The following is a 16067-nucleotide window of genomic DNA, read 5'->3' on the forward strand; positions in this document are numbered from 1 at the left end:
GCGAACTCGTTACCGGTCCAGCCGCTCGCGGTGAGATCGCCGATGCTGACAGCGTGTCCAGTGTTGATCAGATCTGCCGCGGCGGCGAGGATCGTGCGACGAGTACGAATGGATTGCTGCTGCTCGTCGATCGATGGGCCGAGAAGGGTTGTGGTGGAAAGACTGTCACCGACTCGGGGCCGGCCGCTCTGCATATGCGCGCGGTATCACCAGCCCCCTGCGAGCGCATTGGCGACGCTGTGCCGGACCGCGTGTGAAATCCGCTCGAGGGCCGACGGCGCCGGTCCGATGCTGTTGTCGTGCTTCATTGTTGGTCGGCTGCGACGATCGGCCTGAACATGCGCACGCTGCTCTGGTCGAGGTGACGGAGTGTCCACTTGTCATGGGTCGTCACCATTCTGTGACTATGAGGCGCGTCACTCGCTGTGATGCGGTAAATCGCCTGGTCGTGCGTGTCCGGAGATGCTTCTGTCCCGTCCGGGTGGGGGTGTCGCCGGCGTGATTCGGGTGTCGAAGGCCTGTCGTGGATGTGTGGGGTGTTGTACCGTCCCGGGCAGATCTTCAGTTATCTTTCAGCAATCATTGTGGTCGATGGAATCACCGAATCGTGTACGGAGACTCGCAGGACACCGGCAAGGGATCGATCGAGTATCACGTCGCCGCTCGCTCCCCAGGCCAAGCCAGTGTCGACATCACTTTCAATGGGATCGACGTTCCTATCCTCCAAGGATATTCCAGACTTTGGACATTGGAAGGCGGGGAGTGGAAGTATGACAGCTGCCAATAGATCAGTCTCTGCTTTCGATTGTCACTCTCCTAGAAACGAAGGACTGAAGTCGATGAGAAGACTCAACTTGTACGAACTGCTAATAGGGATAGTGGGGTTGATACTCTCAATCAGTTCAATAGTGAACATCGCCAACGGAAACTCTTCAGTTGTGGACTATGTTGCAATCGTGGCATTCGCCGCAGTTTTCGCGATACTCGCTTGGCGGATATTCAACAGACGTAAAACGTCTTAGCATCGGACCACTGAAGGAGACTTGGAGTGCGATTCTTAGATCGAAAAATCAAGATGACGAGTACCGCGCTCTTGTGCATCGTGTGTGCTGTGATCGCCGGGTTCGGGTCGGTGTGGCTCTTCGGTGACTCGAAGGACAGCGACGAGGACAGTCGGACGGGATCGTTCACCTCCGTCGACGCCGACCAGCCGGTCGAACTCGCTGTCCAGACGGTCGTGAACGCATACAACGCCGGCGACTGGGAGGCCGTCGAACAGGGAAGTTGCGGCGACGTTGCACTCCGGACCGCTGCGGAATCACGCGGCGGGATTGCAACGAACCGGACTGACGACGAGGTCCGCATCACCGGCCTGGACGACTTCGAATTCACCACGGTCGACAGCGCAATGAACGCGTACACGTTCGCGCGCGTAACGGTCGGACGCCCCGACGACCCGACCGGCGATGCCGACGCTGTCGCTTTCTTCGCCCTGCTCGATTCCGGGGACGGCTGGAAGGTGTGCACGTCACAGATCGTGAGCACGACCGGAATTTAGCCCCTGCGTTCATTGGCCGAATTAAACAACCCTGTCAGCATGGCTGGCAGGGTTGTTTCGTTGTCGCTGGAGAGAATTGACGGCGTCGCCCGCGTGGGTCCTATTCCTGACAGGTGTACGGCTGATCGGATCTCACCGAAAACGCGCCCGGTCTCGAAGACCTGGGCGCGTGGCGGTGGCCACAGTCGTAGAACGGGTCGGTCAGGGGAGTCCGAGTGCGATCGCGAGTGCTTTATTGAGTCTGAGCACGGTCGCGGGGGAGAGGGAGCCGGCCGGGCGTCCGTTGGCGATCTCGTCGTGAAAAATCTGGGCGATGTCGTCGGCGAGGATCGAACCTACAAGAGGGTCAGCGGCGGCGAACGGGACGGCGGTGGGGATCCCGGGCTTCGGAGTGGTGGTCGCACGCACCGCGAGAACCCCGTCGAGTTTGCGGTTCCGGAAGTTGTTGGAGACCACCACCCACGGCTTTTCTCCCTCGCCCAGGTCAACCCAGTAGATCTGCCCGCGCAGTGCCGTCATGCGGTGTAGGTCTTGTCGACGCGCTCGACGTAGCGGCGGCGGCGCGCCTGTTGCTCACGTCGCCCTTCCGCTTGGTCCTTGGCGAGTTCGTCGTATCCGGCTTCAAGGGCCTTTTCGCGAAGTGCTTCTGCGCCCACACGCAGAAGGGCGCGGGCGATGCCGGACTCGGAGTTGTCGCGGATGGTGATGTGCTGCTGCTGCGCCCATTCCCGCAAGATTCTTGCTTCGAGGCGTTCGGGGTCGGCGAACACGGCGAGTTCCGCTTGGTCGTCACTATCAAGTGTTACAGGTAGCCGTTTCACGTCCATGTTTCACAGTCTGACTCACTTTGTGCGTGACGGCAATGAGTTTTCCGCCACGGCGGTCCAATCTCCTCGCAAGCTTCGGTGATGCTCCGAGGATCGTCCGATGCCTTGGTATCAGACTGCTGGAATCCTCATGACCGGCGCGTTCGCGCTGCTGAGGTTTCCCAAGCTGGCGTTCGACACCCTCGACTCCTCGCTACTGCGCCGGCGGGCGCTATCGGCGGCTCAGGCGGCAGAGAAAGCTACAGAGCAGAGCGCGAAGGAAATCTTGACCGCGCGCTCCGAGGCCCTCGCCAACGTCGTCAACGTGACCCTCCCTCGACCGGAGCATGCCGTCGAGGACGCATCCGAACTGCTCACCGCCCGCGTCGGGGACGCGGTACTCAAAGCGATCCTCGATCACTGGAACGCCGAGCGTGGACGCTGGAGCGTCAGCAAATATGCCCGACCACAGGAAGAACTGGTCCTCGGTAAAGCATCGAGCACATCATGGACAGAGCGACGCGAGGCGAGGAAACGATGGGCGAAGGAACTTCAGATCGGGTGGGAAACTCTCATCCCACCGCAGGTGCGTCTCGACCGCACTCTGTTGCCTGCTGTCGCCGATATCGAGACCGTGCCGGCCGGTACTTTGGTTCGGCTCGGTGACGCGCCACTCGATGTCGACTTCGAGGACATTCTCGATCTCCGCCGCGCCCTCGGCTACCCGACCTGACCCGCATTGGCACCCGGATCCTCGCTCGGCACCTTCTGCCGGTCACCCCTGCCCCACTGTCTGGGCGCAGTGTCTCGACGCCCGTCGTTCGCCCCGTCTGGCGGGTACACCTCAGGTGTGGACGTCGCCGTACCGGCGATGAGTCGACACCACCGCCTCAGAAGGGAGCCTGATGTTTCTGTTCGTATCCAACGGCGGCAAGCAAAAGATGATCGAGCATAGGATCGACGCTCCCTGGCAGTTCGGGCAGCTGCTCTCGCGGTTCGACGGTCTTCAGCGGCCTGCGTTGACGGTCTCGAAGGTTCCGGAGGGTCGGTACTACGAGGATCTCAGCGACGACGAGAAAACCGCGATGAGCGAAAGCTACATCCAAGCCGCTGGGTCGGCGCAGGCGATGTCGGTCGAGATGCGGTTTCCCATCGACGGTGTTCATCGCCTGTTCGTCGTCGGCCGACCCGGCCCCCGTCATGGCGAACCCACTGTCGAGATCCCGTTCTTCAGCGGCAAACGCTCCCTCACCGTGTACCCCGAAGAGGTGTTCACCGCTGACGACGCGACGCAGTTGTTCTTCGATTGGGCCACCACCGGAGACATCGACCGCACGAAACATCATCTCCGCGAATTCGACCTCGACGCTTTCTACCGAACCTGAGACCAGCCTGCCGCGCGCGAACGATCGGCCGCGGACATCGCCCTCATGGCCGAGGAGCTGCAATGCCCGAACTCGGTGTCGATGAAGATCGCTGCTCGTACGCTGCTCCGGTGCGGTGGGCTTGGCGGAAGTCATCGAGCATTTGGGTTCGTCGATATGAGAGCCCATGCACGCGAACAGGTATGCGGAGTACTCGAGGAGTTGCATTGCACGACAGCAGGGCCCCCTCGAGCGGGTCGATCAACAGCGAAGACGCCCGTTCCCGGTTGGGCAAAGACGGCGAACGCCACCGCAATCGAGCGTGAGGCAGGCCATCGCCCACCGAATGCGCTTTCCGGAGAGCCGGGAGTTCTGGAAGTCCGCCATCCAGCGGTAGTCGTACGGCTCTGTGAACCATGCCCGCACTCCACCCGCGGAACTTCCGGCGCGATGCGACGTCGAATTCGCCAGTGGATCAGAAATACCGAGGGAACGGCGACCAATCGGGCTCGCGCTTTTCCAGGAAGGAGTCGCGCCCTTCCACTGCCTCGTCGGTCATATAGGCCAGACGCGTTGCCTCACCGGCGAACAGTTGCTGGCCGACCAGGCCGTCGTCCTGCAAATTGAAGGCGTACTTCAACATTCGTTGGGCCTGAGGCGATTTCGCGTTGATCTTCGCCGCCCACTCGATGGCCGTGTTCTCGAGCTCGTCGTGATCGACCACCTTGTTCACTGCGCCCATGCGGTGCATCTCCTCGGCCGAATACGTCTCGCCGAGGAAGAAGATCTCGCGAGCGAACTTCTGACCGACCATCTTGGCCAGATACGCACTGCCGTAACCGCCGTCGAAGCTGCCGACGTCCGCGTCGGTCTGCTTGAACCGCGCATGTTCGCGGCTCGCGAGGGTCAGATCGCACACCACGTGCAGGCTGTGCCCGCCGCCTGCCGCCCAGCCGTTGACCAAGCAGATGACCACCTTGGGCATGAAGCGAATGAGGCGCTGCACCTCCAGGATGTGCAGGCGGCCTGCGCGGGCCTTGTCGACGGTGTCGGCCGTTTCCCCGTCCGCGTACTGATAGCCGCTGCGTCCGCGAATGCGCTGATCGCCACCGGAGCAGAACGCCCAGCCGCCGTCCTTGCTGCTCGGTCCGTTTCCGGTGAGCAACACCGTGCCCACGTCGGAACTCACCCGTGCATGTTCGAGAGTGCGGTAGAGCTCGTCGACGGTGTGCGGCCGAAATGCATTGCGGATTTCGGGACGGTCGAACGCAATTCGCACGGTCGCATCGGACACGTGGCGGTGATACGTGATGTCGGTCAGGTCTTCGAAGCCGGGAACGGGACGCCACAGTGCGGGAGTGAAGGTCACGAGCGCCAGCTTAACGGTGGCCGGGGTTGGCTCCGTGCCGAACGGTCGGTGCAGCTAGCGTGCAGTCATGACCGACCCGATCGAGCTCGACCGCGATTACGACCACCACGGGGGCTTCCCGCGTTTCGTTCCTGCGAAGGTGGGGCCGGAGTACGGGCAGCTGCTCGAGGCCTTGCGCACGGTGCAGGATCTCGCGGTGTCCACCTCGTTGCCGGCCGAAGTGACCGAGGCAGCTGCGGACAAGGCTCGGGAACTGATCGAGCTGTTGAGCCCGCACGTGGTGGCCGAGGGACGTCAGACCGCCGGACGCGTTCCGAGGCTTCCGGGCCGAGGCTCGCTGTTGTTGATGCCGTGGATCATCGAGAAGATCGACGCAGACGGTGTCCGCAGCCGGGGCATGTTCCGCCGCTTCCACCTCGGCGGAAACTCCGCCGCGCACGGTGGCACGCTGCCCCTTCTGTTCGACGACCTCTTCGGCCTCATCCAGCACGCCTACGGCAGGCCCATCAGCCGGACGGCGTATCTGCACATCAACTACCGCAAGGTGACGCCGCTGAACACCGAGCTGGTCGTCGAGGGCGCGGTGGATCGGGTCGAGGGACGCAAGACGTTCATCAACGCTCGGCTCACGGATCTGGACGGCAACCTGTTGGCCGACTGCGAGGCGTTGATGGTGCAGTTGCTCCCGGGGCAGCAATGATCCCCCCGATCGACGACGTTCTGGACGGTGCGCATGTGCTCTCGATGCCGATGCGGACCAAGTTCCGCGGCATCACCACCCGTGAGGTGATGCTCGTTCGCGGCCCGGCAGGGTGGGGTGAGTTCTCACCGTTTCCCGAGTACGACGACGTCGAGTCGACCCCGTGGCTGGCGTCGGCGATCGAGGCCGCGTGGGACGGCCCGCCCAGCCCGCTGCGCCGACGCATCCCGGTGAACGCGACCGTCCCCGCAGTGGCGGCATCGGACGTGACATCGGTGTTGAGCCGGTCTCCCGGTGCCGAGACCGCCAAGGTGAAGGTGGCCGAGAAGGGGCAGACTCTGGCCGACGACCTCGCCCGAGTGCGTGCCGTGCGCGAGCTGGTGCCGCGGGTACGGGTCGACGCCAACGGCGGCTGGAGCGTCGACGAAGCGGTGGCGGCTCTGACGGCCCTGACCGCCGACGGTCCGCTCGAGTACGCCGAGCAGCCGTGTGCGTCGGTGCCGGAATTGGTCGAAGTTCGGCGTCGGGTGCCCGGGGTGCGGATCGCTGCCGACGAGAGCATTCGCCGGGCCGAGGATCCGATGAAGGTCGTCCGGGCGGGCGGAGCCGACATCGCCGTGCTCAAGGTAGCACCGCTCGGCGGGATGCGAGCGGTGCTCGAGCTGGCCGGAGAGCTGGGGGAGTACGGCGTGCCGGTGGTGGTGTCGAGTGCTCTCGATTCTGCTGTCGGGATCTCGTCCGGGCTGGCCGCCGCCGCTGCGCTGCCGCATCTCGAATTCGCCTGCGGTCTGGGAACGGGCGCACTGTTCGTTCGAGACGTCGCACCCGTGCCGGAGGTGATCGACGGAACGTACCCGGTCGGCAGCCTCGAACCCGATGCCGAGGCCCTGATCGAGCTCGACGCCGACGCCGATCGCACGCAGTGGTGGATCGAGCGAGTTCGGCGCTGCCACGCCCTTCTGCGGTAGTCTTGCGCCCGGTCCGCGTGGGGCCGCTGACACATCTGGGAGGAACTTCGAAGTGGTTGCTGCACTCAAGGATTCACTGCTCGACGAGTCGAAGGCCGACGCTCTGCGCGTCGATGTCCTGGCACTGATCGACGCCGAGGTCGCGGACAAGAAGGGCGCGAGTGGACTCGCGGTCAAGGGGGGCTACGGCGCAGTGAAGAAGGTCGGACCGTCGTACATCGACAATGCGGTCTCGGCTCTGTGGCCCGATTTCGTCGACAAGCTGGATCCGTTCTGGCAGTCGTACAACGCTGCCCCGCAGGGCACATTCGGTCAGTATCTCGCCGCCAACGGCGACGCCGCATCCGACGCGCTGCTCTCGGTCACCGATGCCCGCATCGAGGAGACCGACAAGTCCGTCGTCAAGAAGTTCTACGGCAGCCTGCGTGGCTCGGCGAAGAAGAACGTCACCGAGGCGCTGCCGCGCGTGGGTGACCTGGTCGCCAAGCACGCCTGAGCGGCTTCGCCGCATGTGATTGTGGAGCCCTCGGGTCGTTCCGCGGGCTCCACACTCACATGCGCGTAGCGCTCAAACGCTCCCAATCGGCTTCCGTCTGATCCGCGTACAGCTGCGCGAAGCGGCACAACGCCACCTCGAGGGCATCGGAATCTCCGGTGTATCCCGAGATCATCGACGCCCCACTCGTACGCGCGTGGCCCTTGGCCAGTAGCCGACCCACCACCCGTGCGTAGTCGACCAGAGCCGGCGCGTCGATCGACGACAGGTCGATGGTCCCCTTCATGTTGCGGAACTGCCGCACGTAGTACTGCCGTCCGGCGATGGTCGTCCAGCCCAGCAGCGGATCGCTGACGGTCTGCAGATCCTGCTGATACTCCACGACCCTCTGGCCCTGGTGATCGTGCCAGGCCGATTCGCCGTGCACGTACGGCGCGAGCACCGAGCGTCTGGCCTGCTTGAGCTGCAGGAACACGACGTCGTCCTCGCTGGTGCCCTCGAGCAGAGCCACGTACGCCCGCAGGCCGACGCTGCCGACGCCGACCACGCGGTGCGCCACGTCGATCAACGTGTATCCACCGAGCACGCGACGCCAGTGCGGGGTGAGGGTGAGCAGATACTCGTCCAATCCGACGGCCAGAAGTTCCTCGTCCTTGGCGGAGATGCGCGTGGTGATCGGCGGCTCCTCGACGATTCTGCGCTTGCCCTCGTGCTTCTCGGTGAAGCGCGGCAGAACGCGGTCACTGGTGCGTCGACGCGCCTTCTTGGTGGCGCGTTTGATCTCCTTGCGCAGCGAGCCCTCGGTGGCGTCGCGCTGCAGCTTCTCGGCCGTCAGACGTTGGAACGAACGCGACATCAGCGGCTCGTCGGCAAGTCGGGCCACCTCGATTCGGTACGCGGACACGCAGGCGGTGACGGCGTCGCGGCACTGATCCTCGGTGCGGCCGTTCTGCCGCCCGGCCACCCAGATGCTCGCGGCGAGGCGTCGTAGATCCCATTCCCAGGCTCCCGGGTGGGCCTCGTCGAAGTCGTTGAGATCGATGACGAGGTCACGTTCGGGGGAGGCGTAGAACCCGAAGTTGCCCAGGTGGGCGTCGCCGCTGATGACCGGGTTGATGCCGGTCGACGGCAGCATCGCCACGTCTCGGGCCATGACGATCGCCGTGCCGCGCAGGAATCCGTACGGGGACTCGACCATCCGCTCGAGGCGCGTCGGTATCAGCCATTCGATGCGGCCCTGGTGCGAGTATTCGATCTGCTTGACCGGGTCGGGTCGATCCGCCGGTGGGGTCCAATCGCCGAGCGAGGCGATCGGCACCTTTTCGCGTAGACGTCGTCCCAGTTCGTAGCGCTCGGCTCGGGGGAGCGGGCGGGCGCGCAGCGAGGCGAACGACGCACCGTCGACCTCGACCGAGTCGGTGACGACTGTGTGACCTTTTCCCAAGCCGGACATGTGAGATGACACTAATCGAGTGCTATCCGGCGGCTTTACCGAACTTCCAGTATCCGGTGAAGCAGATGCTGGATTTCGGTACTGCGTGCTCGTTCACCAGGTATCTGCGCAGGCCGGTGGCCAAGCCCTGTTCGCCTGCCACGTACACGAACGGGGTGCCGCCGGGAAGTTCGGCTTTCTGCACTGCGGCCAGTGCCGCATCACCGGGTTTGGCATGCGGGTCGGTGCGCACGATCCACTTCAGCTCGACGCCCGGCGGCACGTGGTGCTGCTGGACGTCGGCCTCGGTGGGGACTTCGATGAACACCACGGCGCGCAGGTCTTCCGGTGAGGATCGCAGTATTCCGAGAATCGCCGGAGCGGCACTCTCGTCGCCGACGAGCAATTGCCACGAGGCATCGGTATCCGGGTTGTAGATGCGTCCCTCGTCGAGAATCGCGACGCGGTCCCCGGGAACGGCGCGTGCAGCCCACGACGACGCTGGGCCCGCGTGGCCGCCGTGTTCGGAACCGTGGACGACGAAGTCGACGTCCAGCTCCGCGCCCTCGCTCAACCGGCCCTGGCCTGCGGGGCGGAAGTTGCGGACGGTGTAGTTGCGGACAACCGGCTTGGTGTCCTTGGAGAAGGTCAGATACTGGGCGTACCAGAATTTCGAGGTCGAGCTGGGTATGCGGGGTTCGCGTTGATCCGGTTGTGGCAGGAACAGTCGGAACCACTGGTCGTAGCCCATGTACGCGTAGCTCGAGAGCGACTCGCCCCCGAGGGTGATCCTGACGAAGCCGGAACTGATCCGTTCGGCAGCGAGAACGTGCAGTCGGTAGAACGCCGGGTGCTCGGGTTTGAGGTACTTGGCCATGCCGGTGAGATTAGTGGACCCTAACTCCGAATGGGGGCGCGTCGATTCACTCGGGTCGACCATGCCGGTAGTGCTGGACGACCTTCGCTCCCATCGGCACCGCGAACAGCATCATGAACACCCGGATCACCTGCGCTGCCACGACGAACGTCACGTTCGCGCCGGTCGACGCGGCGATGGCAAGCACCGCGTACACACCACCCGGGGTGGTCGCCAGGTAGCCCTCGTAGCCGCTCGTCCCCGTCGCGGACGCCAGCCACAAGCCGAGCATCGCGCATCCGACGGTGACGGCGATGATCAACATCAGAGACGCGGGCAGGACCCGCGAGATCGACTTCAAGCTGGCGACGGTGAACCGCAGCCCCGCCTGCCATCCGATCACGATGTACGCCGCCCACAGCAGCAACGTCGGGACGGATGCGTCGAACGACACCCCGAGTACGTCGGCGAGCGTGGCGATCATCAGCGGGCCGAGCAGGGCGGGGGCGGGCAGCCGGATCGCCTTCGCCAGCATCACGCCGATGACGCCGCAGATCACGACGAAGGCGAGGTCGATCCACAGTGCCTCGTGCACGTCGGCGGTGACCGACGACTGTCCGGGTTGAGCGTCGAACACCAGGGTGGCGACCAGTGGCAGCGTTGTGGTCACCAGCACGACGCGGAGGTACTGCACCACCGCCACGACTCGTTCGTCGCCGCCGAGCTCCTGCGTGATCGCCACCAGTCCCGAGGCTCCGCCTGCGACCAGCGCCAAGGAACCGGTCAGTGAATCGATGTCTTTACGAAGCCCCAGCAGCGCGCCGGCCGCGATCGACAGCAACAGGGTGCCGATGCATGCCAGCAGTACCGGCAGCCAGGTATCGCCCAGCGAGCTCAGAGTGTCGCTCTGCACCAGCGTTCCGATCTCGACGCCGAGGATTGCCTGCGCCGCCATGCCGAGTCTGCGGGGGAGTGGCGCTCGCTCGGTTCCGCTCGTCGGAGCCCACCCGGCGAGCGCGAACACGATCGCCACCAGCAAGGCAACGAACAACGCAGCCGACGGCACACCGAGTGCATCGGCCCCGACGGTCAGTCCGACCGTGACGAGAACCAGCAGCAGCCAGCGAATCAAGAAGGTCGCTCGATTTCGCGAACCTCGGGCGGCAACCCCCACTCGGTGCGACCGAGGCGGCTGAGCGGGGCAATGGCGTCGAACTCGGGGAGGCCGTCCTCGGCCAGATATTCGGGACGCACCGACAGGGCGACGACAGTACCCATGACGACGAAGCAGTTACCCACTTCGACGACGCGATGCAACGTCGCCTCGATGGCGATCGGAGCGGCCGCCACGCGCGGTGGTGTCACGACGGTACTGGGCTCGCTCTCGATGCCGACGGCCTCGAATTCGCTGACACCGTGATCGAAGCTCGCCGAACTGCTGTTGACCTGATCCACCAACGGTGCCGTCGCCAGATTCACGACGAACTCGCCGGTGGCCTCGATGTTGCGAAGACTGTCCTTGCGGGTCACCGACGTGAACTGCACGACCGGAGGCACCACCGAGGACACCGTGAAGAAGCTGTAGGGCGCGAGGTTCGCCACACCGTCGGCCGAGACGGTGGAGACCCAGGCGATGGGCCGAGGTACCACCGAAGCGGTCAGGAGCTGGTAGAAGCGACCGGGAGCGACCTCGTCGGGCCGAAAGACTGTACGCACACCTTCATACTGTCAAAGCCCGGTTGCGGCGTCCGACCGACGCGTCTGACACTCTTGAAACTGTGAATCCGTCCACCGCACAGGCCACCGCAGTCGTCGACGAACTGGCGCGCAGCGGGATCCGAGACGTCGTGTTGTGCCCCGGCTCGCGGAACGCCCCGTTGGCGTTCGCGTTGCAGGAAGCAGACGTGGCCGGCCGCCTGCGGTTGCACATGCGGATCGACGAGCGAACCGCAGGCTTCCTGGCGATCGGCCTGAGCCTGGGGAGTGGTCAGCCCGTCCCGGTGGTGATGACGTCGGGAACCGCGGTCGCCAATCTGGGGCCTGCGGTACTCGAAGCGAACTACGCCCGCATTCCACTGATCGTCATCAGCGCCAACCGCCCGTACGAGATGCTCGGCACCGGAGCCAACCAGACCATCGAGCAGCTCGGCCTGTTCGGATCCCAGGTGCGCGCGACGATCAGCCTCGGGCTCGCCGAGGAAGGACCCAAGCAGAACAGTCAGTGGCGCAGCGCCGTCTCCCGCGTCATCGCGGCTGCGCGCGGAGCACGATCCGGCAATGCCGGGCCGGTGCACTTCGACATCCCACTGCGTGAGCCTCTGGTGCCTGCGATCGGCGACCCCGGCGCGCGACCGGAGGGTCGGCCCGACGGAATGCCGTGGACCTCGACCACCCAGGCGACACTCGACGTTCCCGTCGAACTGGATCTGACTGTCGACACCGTGGTCGTCTCCGGTCACGGCGGTGCCGTGCGTCCGGAGCTGGCCGGGTTGCCGACCGTCGCCGAGCCGACCGCACCCCTGCATGGAATCCCGTTGCATCCCTTGGCTCTTGCGCAGTTGAAGCCGCGCCAGGCCGTGATCACCGGGCGGCCGACGTTGCATCGACAGGTCTCGGCTCTGCTGGCCGACCCTGCAGTCGACGTCATCGCGCTCACCACCGGACCGCGCTGGCCCGACGTCTCCGGCAACGTCCTGGCCACCGGCACTCGGGCGGTCACCACCGGCGCGCCCGACCCCGCCTGGATCGCCCGGTGCGCCGCTCTGTCCGCCAGGGCCGAACGTGCTGTTCACGAACAACTTTCAGAGCATCCCAAGCCGACGGGATTGCACGTGGCCGACGTGGTGATGTCCGCCCTGCAGCCAGGTGACCAGTTGGTGCTCGGAGCGTCCAATCCCGTGCGCGACGCGGCCCTGGTGGCGACACCGAACCCCGACGTGAAGGTTCTGTCCAACCGCGGCGTGGCCGGTATCGACGGCACCGTTTCGACGGCCATCGGTGCCGCGATGTCCGGAAAGCGGCGCACCGTGGCACTTCTCGGCGATCTGACGTTTCTGCACGACGCGGCCGGCCTGCTCATCGGCACCGGTGAACCTCGACCTGACGACCTGACGATCGTCGTCGCCAACGACGACGGCGGCGGCATCTTCGAGCTCCTCGAACAAGGCGACCCGCAGTACGCGGGTGTGTTCGAGAGAGTGTTCGGCACGCCTCACGGCATGGACCTCGGCGCACTGTGCGGTGCCTACCGCGTGGAGCACCACCTGGTCGACTTGGCCGATCTGGCAACCGAACTCACCGGCCATGCCACGGGAATCAGGGTGCTGGAAGTGACCACGGAGCGATCGGGACTGCGCGAGCTGCACGCGGCAATCAGGGCGCGGCTCTAGACGTCGTTCTTGCCCGGCCGAATCTTCGCTGTGAAGGAGAACCTGTGACGGGTGCATTCGAGGTGCTGCTGGAGGATGACCGCGCTCAGCTCGAGGCGTTCATCGAGGACTACCGGAGAGCGCTCGATGCGACAGTCGATGGTCTCACCGAGGAGCAGGCGCGCGCACGGTTGGTTCCCTCTGCCACAACGCTTCTCGGCTTGCTCAAGCATGTGACATGGATGCAGCGAGTGTGGTTCGAGGAATGCGTCGGGGGTGGGTCCAGGGTTGCCCTCGGTCTGGTTCGGAGTCCCGCGGAGTCCTTCGTCGTCGACGACGGCGACACCATCGCCGGTGTCGTCTCGACGCACAGGCAGGCGTGCGCAACTGCCCGAACCGTCGTAGCCCCATTGGCGCTGGACGCCATCGTGACGGGACATCACACCGGGCCTCGTACCGTGCACTGGGTATATCTGCAGGTGCTCAGGGAACTGGCCCACCACTGCGGCCATGCGGACATCCTTCGGGAACAGATACTCGCGGGCCGAGGCGGACCGGTGAGCCTGGGGTCGGACGGATCGCCCGCGTTGCCCGCGAGCGCTGAGTGACGCTGGCGTCATGACCCGTCCTGTACTGAATGCGTCCAGGATCGAGCTGCGTCCGATGACCCTGCAGCACTTGCCCTTCCTGCACGGTCTCGACTCCGACCCTGTGGTGATGGAATTCCTGCTCGGGCGTGCGCGTACATCGAACGAGATCGATGACTTCTGGGCACCACGGTGCGCCGAGAGGATTGCCGACGAAGCGGGCCTCGGGTGGTGGGTCGGCTTCGAGAACGACGACTTTCTCGGTTGGTGGGATCTCGGACGAAGCTCCTCGGCACCCGATGTGCCCGTGAATTTCGATGAGGCCGAGATCGGCTGGCGGTTGATGCGTCGGTGCTGGGGGCGGGGCCTGGCCACGGAGGGTGCGTTGCTCCTTCTCGACTACGGATTCAGAACGCTTGAACTGCAGCGCATCTGGGCTGAGACGATGGCAGTCAACCTTGCGTCACGAGGAGTGATGCGCAAGATCGGGATGCGTCACGTACGCACCGAATTCCGAGCGTGGCACGATCCGCTGCCCGGCGCGGATCAGGGCGAGGTGCTCTACGAAATCACAGCGAGGGAATGGAATCGACGACAGACCAACGGTCTACCCGGCGGGCAACCTGATTGACCGTCCGAGGCGTACCAATACGCGAACGGCACAGTGTTCAGGGCGTGCTGTGCAGTCGGGTCCGAATCGCCTCGCTACGGCGAGTCCAGAGATGGTCTTCCTCCACATCGGGACGAGCTGCATGACAGAGGGGCAGCGAGCCGGCCGTGACCGGAAGTACCGACACGTGAAGCGCAGGAGGGTGCTCGCCAATCGGAAGGCAGCGCGACGATTCGTTATCCATGCGTGCCCGCAGCTGTTGTGTCAGTGCGGGTCAGGCGTCTCGATGACGGTCTGAGACAGATTCTCTGGCAACGTTTGGCGTTGTGGCGGGCCTCCGCCCTCGATCCGGCGGAGGGATCGTTGGGGGATGGCGACGCGGGGCGAGAATCAGGGTGCTGGAAGTGACCACGGAGCGATCGGGACTGCGCGAGCTGCACGCGGCAATCAGGGCGCGACTGTAGAGCGTGGTGGGCCGCTAACTCTGCTGCGCTGCAACCCATTCCAGGGTTTCGCCGGTTTCCTGGTCGATCATGTCCTTGATCATCTTGTTGATCAGGTCCTCGATCTTGCCGCCCACGATGGGGATCTTCACTGTCGATTCGCCCTTGACGATCAGTTTCGCGCCGGTTCCGTTGGGTCGCAACGACAGGGTGCCGTTCACCTTCGCGGGCAAACCGGTGGTGCCGCCGATCAGGGTGCCCTCGGCGTGGTCGCCTTCGAGCGGGCCCCAGTGGTCGGTGCGCGAGACGATCAGCTTGCCCTTGATGACCTTGGTGACGAAGCCGGGGAGCTCGGACGTACCGACCTCTTCGGAGATGTCGACGGTCAAACCGCCGTCGTCGTGCTTGGTCAGCTCGTACCCGTCGGTTTTCTTCGCCTTGGCGAATCGCGCCTCCCACTGGTCCTCGCTGGTGAGTGCTGCGTGCACGTCAGCGGGGGGATTGGACGATTCGACGGTGAACTCGAAGCTGCGCGACATGAGTGCAGACGCTACCCGAGCGGAGTCGCGTCGGCTGCGAAGTAATCTGATCGCTGTGACCGATACCGACGGAGCCAGCCGAACGCTGTACAGGACCCGGCTGGTCGTGCTCGTGGTCGCCGTTGCGATTTCGGTCCTGGCCGTGCTTCTGGTGGTCGGAGCCTGGCGCAACGACGTCACCATCGATTCCGACAAGGGCACCGCCACCGCCGAGGTGCTGTCCGCGGGCAAGTTGCGCTCGGCCGTCAGCTTCATCACCCCCGACGGCGTGACACACAACCCGCCACTGGGGGTGCTGTACCCCACCAACCTCATCGCCGGTCAACGCATCGAGGTCGAGTACTACAAGGCCGACCCGGACGTCGAGCTGGTTCGCGTCGCCGGCCGCGACGCCGCCGTCGCTATCGTTCCGGCCGGATCCGTCATCGTCGTCACGTGGCTGATCGCCGGCCCGGTGCTGTTCTGGCTACGTCGCAAGGAGGCCAAGAATGCGTAATGCGAAGCAGTGGGCCATCGCTGCCCTCGCCGCAGTGGCCGGGTTCGCGTTGGTGAACTTCGGCAACATCGCGTCGTCGATCGTGGTGATGGTGCTCGTCGCGGTGTTCCTTCTCGTTCTGACGACTCCGGTGCTGTATCCGAGTTCCCTGTCCGACGATGCGTCGCGCACACAGGCGGCAGAGAGATCCGTGCCGCTGATCTACTGGCGTCCAGGGTGCATCTTCTGCTTGCGGTTGCGGTTGGCGCTGCTGCTGCGAGGAAAGAAAGCCGTCTGGACGAGCATCCGCCAGGATCCGGCTGCGGCCGCGCGGGTTCGGTCCGTCAACGACGGCAACGAGACGGTTCCCACGGTGTTCGCGGGCTCCGAACATCGCACCAACCCGGATCCGTCGTGGGTGCTCGCGCAATTCGTGTGACGTTGGCCCACACGTAACGTTGTCCATACCTGGCCGACGGCGGGGCCACCCACACTG

At 64.8% G+C, this 16067-nt stretch carries 19 protein-coding genes; 11 read left to right on the plus strand and 8 right to left on the minus strand.

The window, feature by feature from the left end; all coding sequences use genetic code 11:
• The first annotated feature begins 1075 nt into the window (after window positions 1-1075).
• Window positions 1076-1558, plus strand: a complete 483-nt coding sequence (locus CH295_RS15105; protein WP_094741154.1) for a hypothetical protein — start codon at window positions 1076-1078, stop codon at window positions 1556-1558.
• Window positions 1559-1759: 201 nt separating this feature from the next.
• Here the strand turns inward: CH295_RS15105 and CH295_RS15110 are convergent, their stop codons facing one another.
• Together CH295_RS15110 and CH295_RS15115 are read right to left on the minus strand one after the other, a co-directional pair.
• Complete coding sequence (locus CH295_RS15110; RefSeq protein ID WP_037187073.1) at window positions 1760-2077, minus strand: type II toxin-antitoxin system PemK/MazF family toxin; 318 nt, start codon at window positions 2075-2077, stop codon at window positions 1760-1762.
• Window positions 2074-2385 (minus strand): hypothetical protein, encoded by a 312-nt coding sequence (locus CH295_RS15115; RefSeq protein WP_141216674.1) that lies wholly within the window; start codon window positions 2383-2385, stop codon window positions 2074-2076. The genes CH295_RS15110 and CH295_RS15115 overlap by 4 nt, the downstream gene beginning before the upstream one ends.
• Before the next feature lie 100 nt (window positions 2386-2485).
• Between CH295_RS15115 and CH295_RS15120 the strand changes: the two genes are divergently transcribed.
• Complete coding sequence (locus tag CH295_RS15120; RefSeq protein ID WP_141216673.1) at window positions 2486-3097, plus strand: hypothetical protein; 612 nt, start codon at window positions 2486-2488, stop codon at window positions 3095-3097.
• Window positions 3098-3269: 172 nt separating this feature from the next.
• Window positions 3270-3749, plus strand: a complete 480-nt coding sequence (locus CH295_RS15125; RefSeq protein WP_094741155.1) for a hypothetical protein — start codon at window positions 3270-3272, stop codon at window positions 3747-3749.
• A gap of 454 nt (window positions 3750-4203) precedes the next feature.
• On the opposite strand, the gene CH295_RS15130 is transcribed toward CH295_RS15125, so the two are convergent.
• Complete coding sequence (locus CH295_RS15130; RefSeq protein ID WP_094631959.1) at window positions 4204-5097, minus strand: 1,4-dihydroxy-2-naphthoyl-CoA synthase; 894 nt, start codon at window positions 5095-5097, stop codon at window positions 4204-4206.
• Between the two features lie 67 nt (window positions 5098-5164).
• Here CH295_RS15130 and CH295_RS15135 point away from each other — a divergent pair, with 67 nt between their 5' ends.
• From CH295_RS15135 to CH295_RS15145, 3 genes are read left to right on the plus strand one after another with little or no spacing between them, the layout of a single operon-like run.
• Window positions 5165-5797: a PaaI family thioesterase gene (locus tag CH295_RS15135; RefSeq protein WP_037187079.1), complete on the plus strand. Its 633-nt coding sequence runs from the start codon at window positions 5165-5167 to the stop codon at window positions 5795-5797.
• Complete coding sequence (locus CH295_RS15140) at window positions 5794-6765, plus strand: o-succinylbenzoate synthase (protein ID WP_094631957.1); 972 nt, start codon at window positions 5794-5796, stop codon at window positions 6763-6765. Before CH295_RS15135 ends, CH295_RS15140 begins: the two co-directional genes overlap by 4 nt.
• Window positions 6766-6817: 52 nt before the next feature.
• Entirely contained in the window at window positions 6818-7261 is a 444-nt protein-coding gene (locus CH295_RS15145) for a DUF6918 family protein (protein ID WP_037187084.1), read from the plus strand.
• 55 nt (window positions 7262-7316) lie between these two features.
• Here CH295_RS15145 and CH295_RS15150 read toward each other — a convergent pair whose 3' ends face one another.
• The 4 genes from CH295_RS15150 to CH295_RS15165 are packed head-to-tail and all read right to left on the minus strand — an operon-like array spanning window position 7317 to window position 11265.
• On the minus strand, window positions 7317-8714 hold the full coding sequence (locus CH295_RS15150; protein WP_037187086.1) for a DUF2252 domain-containing protein: 1398 nt from the start codon (window positions 8712-8714) through the stop codon (window positions 7317-7319).
• Between the two features lie 22 nt (window positions 8715-8736).
• Window positions 8737-9570: a siderophore-interacting protein gene (locus tag CH295_RS15155; RefSeq protein ID WP_094741156.1), complete on the minus strand. Its 834-nt coding sequence runs from the start codon at window positions 9568-9570 to the stop codon at window positions 8737-8739.
• A gap of 46 nt (window positions 9571-9616) precedes the next feature.
• On the minus strand, window positions 9617-10681 hold the full coding sequence (locus CH295_RS15160) for an AbrB family transcriptional regulator (protein ID WP_094741157.1): 1065 nt from the start codon (window positions 10679-10681) through the stop codon (window positions 9617-9619).
• Window positions 10678-11265, minus strand: a complete 588-nt coding sequence (locus tag CH295_RS15165; protein ID WP_037187092.1) for a flavin reductase family protein — start codon at window positions 11263-11265, stop codon at window positions 10678-10680. The genes CH295_RS15160 and CH295_RS15165 overlap by 4 nt, the downstream gene beginning before the upstream one ends.
• 62 nt (window positions 11266-11327) lie before the next feature.
• Here CH295_RS15165 and menD point away from each other — a divergent pair, with 62 nt between their 5' ends.
• Genes menD through CH295_RS15180 form a run of 3 tightly spaced genes read left to right on the plus strand, consistent with a single transcriptional unit; the run spans window position 11328 to window position 14135 of the window.
• A complete protein-coding gene (gene menD, locus CH295_RS15170; protein ID WP_094741158.1) occupies window positions 11328-12938 on the plus strand; it encodes a 2-succinyl-5-enolpyruvyl-6-hydroxy-3-cyclohexene-1-carboxylic-acid synthase in 1611 nt (536 codons plus the stop codon).
• 44 nt (window positions 12939-12982) lie between these two features.
• Entirely contained in the window at window positions 12983-13525 is a 543-nt protein-coding gene (locus CH295_RS15175; protein WP_094741159.1) for a DinB family protein, read from the plus strand.
• Between the two features lie 10 nt (window positions 13526-13535).
• On the plus strand, window positions 13536-14135 hold the full coding sequence (locus tag CH295_RS15180; RefSeq protein WP_094741160.1) for a GNAT family N-acetyltransferase: 600 nt from the start codon (window positions 13536-13538) through the stop codon (window positions 14133-14135).
• Window positions 14136-14592: 457 nt separating this feature from the next.
• Here CH295_RS15180 and CH295_RS15190 read toward each other — a convergent pair whose 3' ends face one another.
• Window positions 14593-15096, minus strand: coding sequence for a DUF2505 domain-containing protein (locus tag CH295_RS15190; RefSeq protein WP_037187096.1), 504 nt, complete (start codon window positions 15094-15096; stop codon window positions 14593-14595).
• A gap of 55 nt (window positions 15097-15151) precedes the next feature.
• Between CH295_RS15190 and CH295_RS15195 the strand changes: the two genes are divergently transcribed.
• Both CH295_RS15195 and CH295_RS15200 read left to right on the plus strand, forming a co-directional pair.
• Window positions 15152-15592 (plus strand): DUF3592 domain-containing protein, encoded by a 441-nt coding sequence (locus CH295_RS15195; RefSeq protein WP_052047405.1) that lies wholly within the window; start codon window positions 15152-15154, stop codon window positions 15590-15592.
• Window positions 15585-16010 (plus strand): glutaredoxin domain-containing protein, encoded by a 426-nt coding sequence (locus CH295_RS15200; RefSeq protein ID WP_094741162.1) that lies wholly within the window; start codon window positions 15585-15587, stop codon window positions 16008-16010. Before CH295_RS15195 ends, CH295_RS15200 begins: the two co-directional genes overlap by 8 nt.
• The last annotated feature ends 57 nt before the right edge of the window (window positions 16011-16067 follow it).

Source organism: Rhodococcus sp. 14-2483-1-2 (genome assembly GCF_002259405.1).
Lineage (GTDB): Bacteria > Actinomycetota > Actinomycetes > Mycobacteriales > Mycobacteriaceae > Rhodococcoides.

What these genes read in the sequence shown, in the direction of transcription:
- CH295_RS15115 (WP_141216674.1), bottom strand. Translation starts at nt 2,385, where the DNA reads ATGGACGTGAAACGGCTACCTGTAACACTTGATAGTGACGACCAAGCG.
- CH295_RS15105 (WP_094741154.1), top strand. Translation starts at nt 1,076, where the DNA reads ATGACGAGTACCGCGCTCTTGTGCATCGTGTGTGCTGTGATCGCCGGG.
- CH295_RS15150 (WP_037187086.1), bottom strand. Translation starts at nt 8,714, where the DNA reads ATGTCCGGCTTGGGAAAAGGTCACACAGTCGTCACCGACTCGGTCGAG.
- CH295_RS15110 (WP_037187073.1), bottom strand. Translation starts at nt 2,077, where the DNA reads ATGACGGCACTGCGCGGGCAGATCTACTGGGTTGACCTGGGCGAGGGA.
- CH295_RS15120 (WP_141216673.1), top strand. Translation starts at nt 2,486, where the DNA reads ATGCCTTGGTATCAGACTGCTGGAATCCTCATGACCGGCGCGTTCGCG.
- CH295_RS15125 (WP_094741155.1), top strand. Translation starts at nt 3,270, where the DNA reads ATGTTTCTGTTCGTATCCAACGGCGGCAAGCAAAAGATGATCGAGCAT.
- CH295_RS15190 (WP_037187096.1), bottom strand. Translation starts at nt 15,096, where the DNA reads ATGTCGCGCAGCTTCGAGTTCACCGTCGAATCGTCCAATCCCCCCGCT.
- CH295_RS15135 (WP_037187079.1), top strand. Translation starts at nt 5,165, where the DNA reads ATGACCGACCCGATCGAGCTCGACCGCGATTACGACCACCACGGGGGC.
- CH295_RS15200 (WP_094741162.1), top strand. Translation starts at nt 15,585, where the DNA reads ATGCGTAATGCGAAGCAGTGGGCCATCGCTGCCCTCGCCGCAGTGGCC.
- CH295_RS15140 (WP_094631957.1), top strand. Translation starts at nt 5,794, where the DNA reads ATGATCCCCCCGATCGACGACGTTCTGGACGGTGCGCATGTGCTCTCG.
- CH295_RS15180 (WP_094741160.1), top strand. Translation starts at nt 13,536, where the DNA reads ATGACCCGTCCTGTACTGAATGCGTCCAGGATCGAGCTGCGTCCGATG.
- CH295_RS15155 (WP_094741156.1), bottom strand. Translation starts at nt 9,570, where the DNA reads ATGGCCAAGTACCTCAAACCCGAGCACCCGGCGTTCTACCGACTGCAC.